This is a genomic window from Paracoccus zeaxanthinifaciens ATCC 21588 (assembly GCF_000420145.1).
Classification (GTDB): domain Bacteria; phylum Pseudomonadota; class Alphaproteobacteria; order Rhodobacterales; family Rhodobacteraceae; genus Paracoccus; species Paracoccus zeaxanthinifaciens.
Genome location: NZ_ATUJ01000002.1, coordinates 318,584 through 325,944 on the forward strand (window position 1 = coordinate 318,584; position 7,361 = coordinate 325,944).

Below are 7,361 nucleotides of genomic sequence, written 5' to 3' on the forward strand. Positions count from 1 at the left end.
CTTCCGCCCAATGCCGACCCCGGCACGAGCCGAAATGCCCGCCATGTGCGCGTTCGCTGGCCGGGTATCGCCTTGCCTTTCTTGCCGGCTCCGCCCACCTTCGGAGACGAACGCAGCCTTGCCGCAAAAGGATCGATAATGTCGCATCGCCTCGAACTTGCCTGCGCCGCCGCTTTGGCCGCGCTTCTGGTTTCTCCGGTGCTTGCACAGGGCCACGATGGCCCGCCGCCGGGCGATGGCGGTCCCCCGCCCAGGTCCGAGGAGGACCAGGCGCTGAGCGAGGCGCTGCAGGCGCGCATGGGCGATACCAGCACGCTGATGGAAACCGTGCCGATCCCCGAGGATGCCGGGGGATGCGGGGATACGCCGGGTTACGACCGGATGCTGTGCCTGATCGACCTGCTGAAGGCCGATGTTTCCGAGGACATCCTTGAAAAGCTGCAGCTGGACTATTCCCGCACCGAGGCCGAATACTGGAGCAACCTGCCTGCAGGGGCCTTCCCGAAGCGCCCGGGCGTCCTTCTGGGAGAGCTGAACACCCGCCAGCGCGGGCTGGTCAAGGCGATCATGATGGAAGCGACCGGCAGCCAGACCAATGAGGGTTGGGACGAGATGGTCCAGACCCTGAACGCCGACGACTACATCGACACCGTCAGCACCGACTACAAGGCGGGATATTCCTCCTACAACACCAAGTTCGCCTTCCTTGGCACGCCCGGTCCCACGGGGGTGTGGGAGCTGTATTACGGCGGCCACCACATGGCATTCGCCAACACCTATGTCGACGGGCAGCTGGCCGGGGCCACGCCTTCCTTCCGGGGCGTCGAGCCGTTCCCCTATTTCGAGATGAACGGCCGCGTGAACCAGCCGCTGACGCAGGAACGCGATGCCTTCGCCACGCTGCTCAGCCAGCTTTCGGATGACCAGAAGGCGGCTGCCCAGCTGGAGGGAACCTATCGCGACATCCTTGCGGGGCCGCAGGCAGACGACGCGATACCGGACAGCTTCGAGGGGCTGCCGGTGTCCGAACTGGATGACGACCAGACCGCGCTGCTTCTGACCGCGATCCGGACCTATGTCGGCGACATCGCGCAAGCCGATGCCGAAGCCTATATGGAGAAATACGGCTCCGAGCTGTCCGAGACCTATCTGGGATATTCCGGCACGCCGCAGCTGAGCTCCGAGGACGACTATGTCCGGGTGCATGGGCCGTCGCTGTGGATCGAGTTCTCGTTGCAGTCGAACAAGTCCACCGAGAAGGTCGGGAACCATCCCCATTCGGTCTGGCGCGACCTGAACGACGATTACGGCGGGCAGCAGAAGTGAACCTCCGCGCTGCGATGCTGGCGGTCGCGGTCCTTGCCGGCAGTGCGGGGGCCGTCCTTGCCCATGCGCTGCCCGGCAGTGTGCTGCTGCTGCGCAAGCAGGGGGACGCGCTGGAATTGACGATCCAGTTCCCGGTCGAGGATCTGGTCGTCGCGGCACCCGATCTTGCCGCCCTGGAGGCACTGCCGGCAGGCCAGCCCGTGCGGCAGGACCTGTCAGCGGCCTTGGGGCGCTATCTTGGGCAGCATCTTTCGGTGACGGAAGATGCCGCCCCCCTGAACCTGACGATGATCGACGCGCGCATCCAATCCGCATATCATGACCACCTTGGACATTTCGCCCTGATAGTCAGCCAGTGGCGGATCGAGGATGTCGGGGATCTCTCGACCGCCCCGACGCTGACATATGATGCGGTGATGCACGAGGTGCGCAATCACCGCGCCACGGTTCTATGGAACGGACCGGACGGCGGAACCCATCAGATCTCGGAGTTCGGTTACCTCGATGCGGGCGAGGGTACGGCACTTGTCCCGCCTGACGACGGCCTGGAACGAAGGGGATCTTTCGCGATGAAATGACCGCTGGTGGCGGCGAGGGGAAGGTCCGGGATGTTCGGACGGGGCGCCGCGAAGATTTGCAGCGGCACCCTTGGCGGGTTTTCATGCATTACAGATGCTACGCATCTGAAGGCGGTCAGGCCTCTGCCCACCCGAGTTTGGCGGACTTGAACGGAATGCGGTCAGCCTTGGGCCGCAGCCCTTCACCAAATGATCTGTCGGCCAGCCAATCGAGGAATACCCGCAGCCGAGGAGAGAGTTGGCGGTCACGCGGATACAGCGCGACGACCGGCGACGGGGCAGGGGCGAACTCGGGCAGCACCTCGACCAGACGGCCTGCGGCGATATCGCCCGCCAGATGATAGCGGGGCGCCTGGATCAGGCCGAGGCCCAGCCGTGCGGCCGCGACCATCGTCTCGGCCCCCGTGGTGGTCAGCGCGGCGGGAAGCGGGCGGGTGACCTGCCGACCGTTCAGGGTGAACTCCGGATCGATCGCCGCCCCCGTCTTCGAGGACAGGAACGCCACCGCCTTGTGACCGTCGAGATCGTCCGGCGTCCGCGGAATGCCGTGACGTGCCAGATAGGCGGGCGCGGCGACGGTGGCTTCGGGCAGCGTCCCCAGGCGGCGGACGATCAGGTCGCTGTCCGACGGTTCGGCGACACGGATGACGCAATCCACGCCCTCGGCCATCAGGTCGACCAGGCGGTCGCCTTCGGACATGACGAGGTCCAGGTCGGGATGCCTTGCAAGGAACGCGGGCAGGTCTGGCAGCAGAAAATGCCGCGCAAGCGTGCCGTGGACATCCACCCTCAGACGCCCCGCGACGGCCCCGCTGGCGAAGGACGCCTCGGCATCCTCGACCTGCGCGATGATCGCGCGGCACCGCTCTTGCCAGATCTCGCCGTCCAGCGTCGGGGCGACGACACGCGTCGTCCGGTCCAGCAGGCGCACGCCAAGGCGGGCCTCCATCCGCTTGATGACATCCGTGACCGTCGACCTGGGAATCCCGAGGCTTTCCGCCGTGCGGCGAAAGCTTCGCGTTTCGGCCACGCGGACGAAGACGCGCATCTCCTCTATTCGATCCACAGTTCGCCTTTCCCGGATTCTGAAGCCGATGAGCACCGGATGATTTCCCCTGCGCAATTGCCTATCTGAAATCCTGAAGACAGGACAGAAAGGATGCATGAATGACGCAGCAACACCCAAGGACCGCATTGGTCACCGGCGCGTCGCGGGGCATCGGCGCGGCCATCGCCGAACGGCTTGCGCAGGACGGTTTCGCGGTCGTGGTCAATTATGTAGGAAACGAGGATGCGGCCAATGATGTCGTGGCGCGCATCGAGGCAGCCGGGGGCCGCGCCATCGCAGCGCAGGCCGATGTGCAGGACCCGGCGCAGGTGGCAACGCTGTTCGATGACGCCAACGCGGCCTTCGGGGTCCCCGATGTGGTGGTGAACTCGGCCGGGATCCTGCAATTTTCGCCCCTGGCGGCCAGCGAGGACGAGATCTTCGACCGCATGATCGGCATCAACCTCAGGGGCAGTTTCAACACCATGCGCGAGGCCGCGCGGCGCATGCCGGACGGGGGGCGGATCGTGAACCTCTCGACCTCGGTGGTGGGGGCCAAGCTGACGGGCTATGGCATCTATGCCGCCACCAAGGCTGCGGTCGAGGTGATGGGCGACATCCTGTCGAAGGAGCTGCGCGGCCGGAACATCACGGTCAATTCCGTGGCGCCGGGACCGACGGCGACGTCGCTTTTCCTGGACGGCAAGTCCGACGAGCAGATCGAGGCGCTGTCCAAGGCGAACCCGTTGGAGCGTCTGGGTCAACCGGAAGACATCGCGGGGGCGGTCTCTTTCCTTGTCGGTCCGGACGGTGGCTGGATCAACGGCCAGACGCTGCGTGCCAACGGTGGCATGGTCTGATCGACCTGACCGACAGGGGCCTGATCGCGGCGGGGAATGACCTCCCGCGCCGCGATCAGGCCCGAAGGCTCAGGCCGTCTGGTCGGTCAGGCGGCCAGAAGTCAGGGCCGCCAGGACGACCATGACGGCTGCGGTGCCCATGACCAGGGTCAACCCCCCGATCTGGTAGGTAAGGCCGGACAGAAGGGTGCCGATCAGGCGACCCGCCGCGTTCGCCATGTAGTAGAATCCCACATCCATCGTGACCCGCTCGGATTTCGAGAAAGCGAGGATAAGATACGAGTGCAGCGAGGAATTCACGGCGAACAGCGCCCCGAATGCCAGCAGCCCCACGACCAGCGTGACCGTCAGCCATGTCTGCGGCGCAGGCGAAACCGCGACGGCCACCGTCAGCACCGCAGGCACAACGAACAGCGCAATCGCCCAGCTACGGGCGGCGCGGATCAGCTCGCCCTCGGGGCGGCCCGCCGCGCGCAGGATCTTCGGTGCGCTGGCCTGCACCATCCCATAGAGGATGACCCAGGCCGCCATGAAGGTGCCGATCATGAAGAAGGCCGCGCGGTTGCCCGCCTCGGATCCGTCCGACAGCACGGCGTAGAAATAGATCGGGATGCCCACGACGAACCAGACGTCGCGCGCGCCGAACAGGAACACGCGGGCCGCCGAAAGCCAGTTCACGTTGGCCGATTTCGAGAAGACCTCGGAGAACTTGGTGCCCTTCCTGCCCTTGGGCAGGCCCGAGGGCATGAACAGCACGACCGCGACAAGGATCGCGCCAAGGACGACCGCCATGCCCAGCACGGCCCCATCGAAGCCCGCGGTCGCCAGAAGTGCCGCACCCAGCAGGAAGCCCAGCCCCTTCACGGCGTTCTTCGATCCGGTCAGGAACGCGACCCACCGGAACAACCCGCCATCGGCCGAGGGGGCCAGCAGCTTCACCGCCGATTTCGACGACATCTTCGCAAGATCCTTGGCGACACCGGAAAGCCCTTGAACGCACATGACGAAGACGACCGAGGCCGCGATGCTCCACCCCGGATCGAGCTGCGCCAGCGCCAGCAACGCGATCACCTGCAAGCTCAGTCCCGCATAGAGCGTCGAGGTCAGCCCGAAGCGCAACGCGATCCAGCCCGCCGCGAGGTTGGTGATCATCCCCGCAACCTCGTAGAGGATGAACAGATAGGCCAGCTGCACGGCACTGAAGCCCAGGGTGTGAAAATGCAGCAGGACCAGCATCCTCAGCGCGCCATCGGTCAGCATGAAGGCCCAGTACGCCGCCGTGACGGCGACATAGGCGGACATGCCCTCGGGGCGCGGGGTCACAGCGCACCCCCGACCATCAGCGCCACGTCGACCAGCCGGTTGGCATAGCCCCATTCGTTGTCATACCAGGCATAGACCTTCAGCTGGGTGCCGTTGATCACCATGGTCGAGGGCGCGTCGATGATCGAAGACCGCGCATCGTTGGTATAGTCGGTCGAGACAAGGGGCCGCGTCTCGTAGCCGAGGATGCCCTTCAGGGGACCATTGGCCGCGGCCTCGAAGGCGGCGTTGACCTCGGCCACGGTGACCTCGCGCTGCAACTCGAACACGCAATCGGTCAGCGACGCGTTCAGCAGCGGCACGCGCACGGCATGGCCGTTCAGACGGCCCGTTAGTTCGGGATAGATCAGGGTGATTGCCGTCGCCGAGCCGGTCGTCGTCGGGATCAGCGAATTCAGCGCAGACCGCGCACGACGCAGATCCTTGGCGGGGCGGTCGACGATGGTCTGGGTGTTGGTCACGTCGTGGATCGTGGTGATCGAGCCGTGCCGGATGCCGAAGGTCTCGTGCACCACCTTCACCACCGGGGCCAGGCAGTTGGTCGTGCAGGATGCCGCGGTGACGATGCGGTGCTCGGCGGGATCGTAGGTGTCGTCGTTGACGCCAAAAACGATGTTCGCGGCATTTCCGTCCTTCACGGGGGCCGAGACCACGACCTTCTTCACGCCCGCCTCGAAATAGGGGGCAAGCTTGGCCTCGGTCTTGAAGACGCCGGTGCAGTCGATCACCACGTCCACACCGTCAAGCGGCAGGTCGGAAATCGTCCGGGCGCCGATGAAGGGCAGGCGGGTGCCGTCGACGGTGACGCTGTCGGCGTCGTGTGAGAACGCGGCATCCCAACGGCCATGGACCGTATCGAATTCCAGCAGATGGGCGTGCATCTCGGGATCGCCCACGGCGTCGTTGATCCAGGCGATCTCGGCGCCGCTTTCCAGAAGGGGCTTCAGGGCAAGCTTGCCGATGCGGCCAAGGCCGTTCAGTGCGTAGGTGGTCATGCGAGCGTCTCTTGGCTGGTGCGGCTGATGTCATCCACGGCCTTTTGCAATGCGATGCGGTCCAGGGTGCCGATCGGCAGGGCGGCGAAGGCTTCGATCCTGTGCTTCAGCGACCCGTAGGCCTGCTGGAAGGCAAGCGCCTTCTCGGCATTGGTGCCTTCGACCTTGACCGGGTCCGGCATCCCCCAATGGCCGCTGACCGGCTGACCGTCCCATGCGGGGCATTCCTCGTTCGCGGCCTGATCGCAGACGGTGAAGACGAAGTCGAACTGCGGCGCGTCGGGGCGGGCGAACTCGGACACGTCCTTGGCGCGCAGGACCGAGACGTCATGCCCCTTGTCCTGCAGGATCTGGACCGCGAAGGGGTTCAGTTCCGATCCGAGGCGGGTGCCTGCGGAAAAGACCTCGAACCGGTCGCCGGCCACCTTGCGGAGGATCGATTCGGCGAAGATGGACCGCGCGGAATTGCCCACGCAGATGAAGAGGACACGGTATTTCCGGTCAGGCATGGGGGCGGTTCCTGTGCTGAAAGGCATGCAGATTTCGGGACGACCACGGCAGCAGTCGCCGAACAGGTATCCGAACAGCCGTTGCACGGTCGTCATGTCGATCGCGTAAAGAAGCGACGTGCCGGACCGCTGCTGATCCACCAATCCTTCACGTGTCAGCGCGGACAGATAGGTCGACATGGTGCTTGGCTTGACGCCGAGCGCCGAGGCGATCTCTCCGGCCGGAACGCGATCGGGATAGCGACGCATCAGCAACCGGAAGATCGCCAGTCGCTGAGGGTGGCCGAGGGTGGACAGCTGGTCGGGGAACTGTTTTTTCATATTTCGTGAAATAGTAAAATAGAGAGCGCCTGCCAAGTGAAGGTTTTGTGACGGAGTGCGTCGTTCAAGGTGCTGACGGTGTCCCGCCATCGGGCATTAGGCTCCAGACTCATTGATGGTCACAGCCAGAACATGACGGTGGCAGCGAGAGCGACGGCGGAGAGGAAGACCTTTGGGCATCTATCGTAACGTGTCGCTACTCGCCGCCAGTCCTTCAACCTACCGAACATGATCTCTATGCGGTTGCGTCGTCTGTAGCGTCGCTTGTCGTATTTGACGGGCTTGCCGCGGGACTTCCGGCCCGGGATGCAGGGCCTGATCCCCTTGTCTTTCAGGGCGTCGCGGAACCAATCCGCATCATAGCCTCGGTCGGCGAGCAGCCAGTCCGCCCGAGGCAGGCT

At 64.9% G+C, this 7,361-nt stretch carries 8 protein-coding genes; 3 read left to right on the forward strand and 5 right to left on the reverse strand.

Features of this window, described 5'->3' with window-relative positions:
* The first annotated feature begins 138 nt into the window (after positions 1 to 138).
* Positions 139 to 1,326, forward strand: coding sequence for a DUF3500 domain-containing protein (locus tag F804_RS0103285; RefSeq protein WP_022706319.1), 1,188 nt, complete (start codon positions 139 to 141; stop codon positions 1,324 to 1,326).
* Positions 1,323 to 1,904 carry a hypothetical protein gene (locus tag F804_RS0103290; protein ID WP_156845197.1) on the forward strand — a complete coding sequence of 194 codons (582 nt, stop codon included), beginning with the start codon at positions 1,323 to 1,325 and terminating at the stop codon, positions 1,902 to 1,904. The genes F804_RS0103285 and F804_RS0103290 overlap by 4 nt, the downstream gene beginning before the upstream one ends.
* A 115-nt stretch (positions 1,905 to 2,019) precedes the next feature.
* Here the strand turns inward: F804_RS0103290 and F804_RS15510 are convergent, their stop codons facing one another.
* A complete protein-coding gene (locus F804_RS15510) occupies positions 2,020 to 2,970 on the reverse strand; it encodes a LysR family transcriptional regulator (protein WP_022706321.1) in 951 nt (316 codons plus the stop codon).
* 101 nt (positions 2,971 to 3,071) lie between these two features.
* Between F804_RS15510 and F804_RS0103300 the strand changes: the two genes are divergently transcribed.
* On the forward strand, positions 3,072 to 3,812 hold the full coding sequence (locus tag F804_RS0103300) for an SDR family oxidoreductase (RefSeq protein ID WP_022706322.1): 741 nt from the start codon (positions 3,072 to 3,074) through the stop codon (positions 3,810 to 3,812).
* 69 nt (positions 3,813 to 3,881) lie between these two features.
* Here the strand turns inward: F804_RS0103300 and arsJ are convergent, their stop codons facing one another.
* From arsJ to F804_RS0103320, 4 genes are all read right to left on the reverse strand, one after another.
* The gene (gene arsJ, locus F804_RS0103305; RefSeq protein ID WP_022706323.1) at positions 3,882 to 5,135 is read right to left on the reverse strand and encodes an organoarsenical effux MFS transporter ArsJ; all 1,254 of its coding nucleotides are present in this window, start codon (positions 5,133 to 5,135) and stop codon (positions 3,882 to 3,884) included.
* On the reverse strand, positions 5,132 to 6,130 hold the full coding sequence (locus F804_RS0103310; protein ID WP_022706324.1) for an ArsJ-associated glyceraldehyde-3-phosphate dehydrogenase: 999 nt from the start codon (positions 6,128 to 6,130) through the stop codon (positions 5,132 to 5,134). The genes arsJ and F804_RS0103310 overlap by 4 nt, the downstream gene beginning before the upstream one ends.
* Positions 6,127 to 6,960: an arsenate reductase/protein-tyrosine-phosphatase family protein gene (locus F804_RS0103315; RefSeq protein ID WP_022706325.1), complete on the reverse strand. Its 834-nt coding sequence runs from the start codon at positions 6,958 to 6,960 to the stop codon at positions 6,127 to 6,129. Before F804_RS0103315 ends, F804_RS0103310 begins: the two co-directional genes overlap by 4 nt.
* Before the next feature lie 119 nt (positions 6,961 to 7,079).
* A partial coding sequence (locus F804_RS0103320) for an IS5/IS1182 family transposase (RefSeq protein WP_022706326.1) occupies positions 7,080 to 7,361 on the reverse strand: 282 nt, incomplete at its 5' end.

What these genes read in the sequence shown, in the direction of transcription:
- F804_RS0103310 (WP_022706324.1), bottom strand. Translation starts at nt 6,130, where the DNA reads ATGACCACCTACGCACTGAACGGCCTTGGCCGCATCGGCAAGCTTGCC.
- F804_RS0103285 (WP_022706319.1), top strand. Translation starts at nt 139, where the DNA reads ATGTCGCATCGCCTCGAACTTGCCTGCGCCGCCGCTTTGGCCGCGCTT.
- F804_RS0103300 (WP_022706322.1), top strand. Translation starts at nt 3,072, where the DNA reads ATGACGCAGCAACACCCAAGGACCGCATTGGTCACCGGCGCGTCGCGG.
- F804_RS0103315 (WP_022706325.1), bottom strand. Translation starts at nt 6,960, where the DNA reads ATGAAAAAACAGTTCCCCGACCAGCTGTCCACCCTCGGCCACCCTCAG.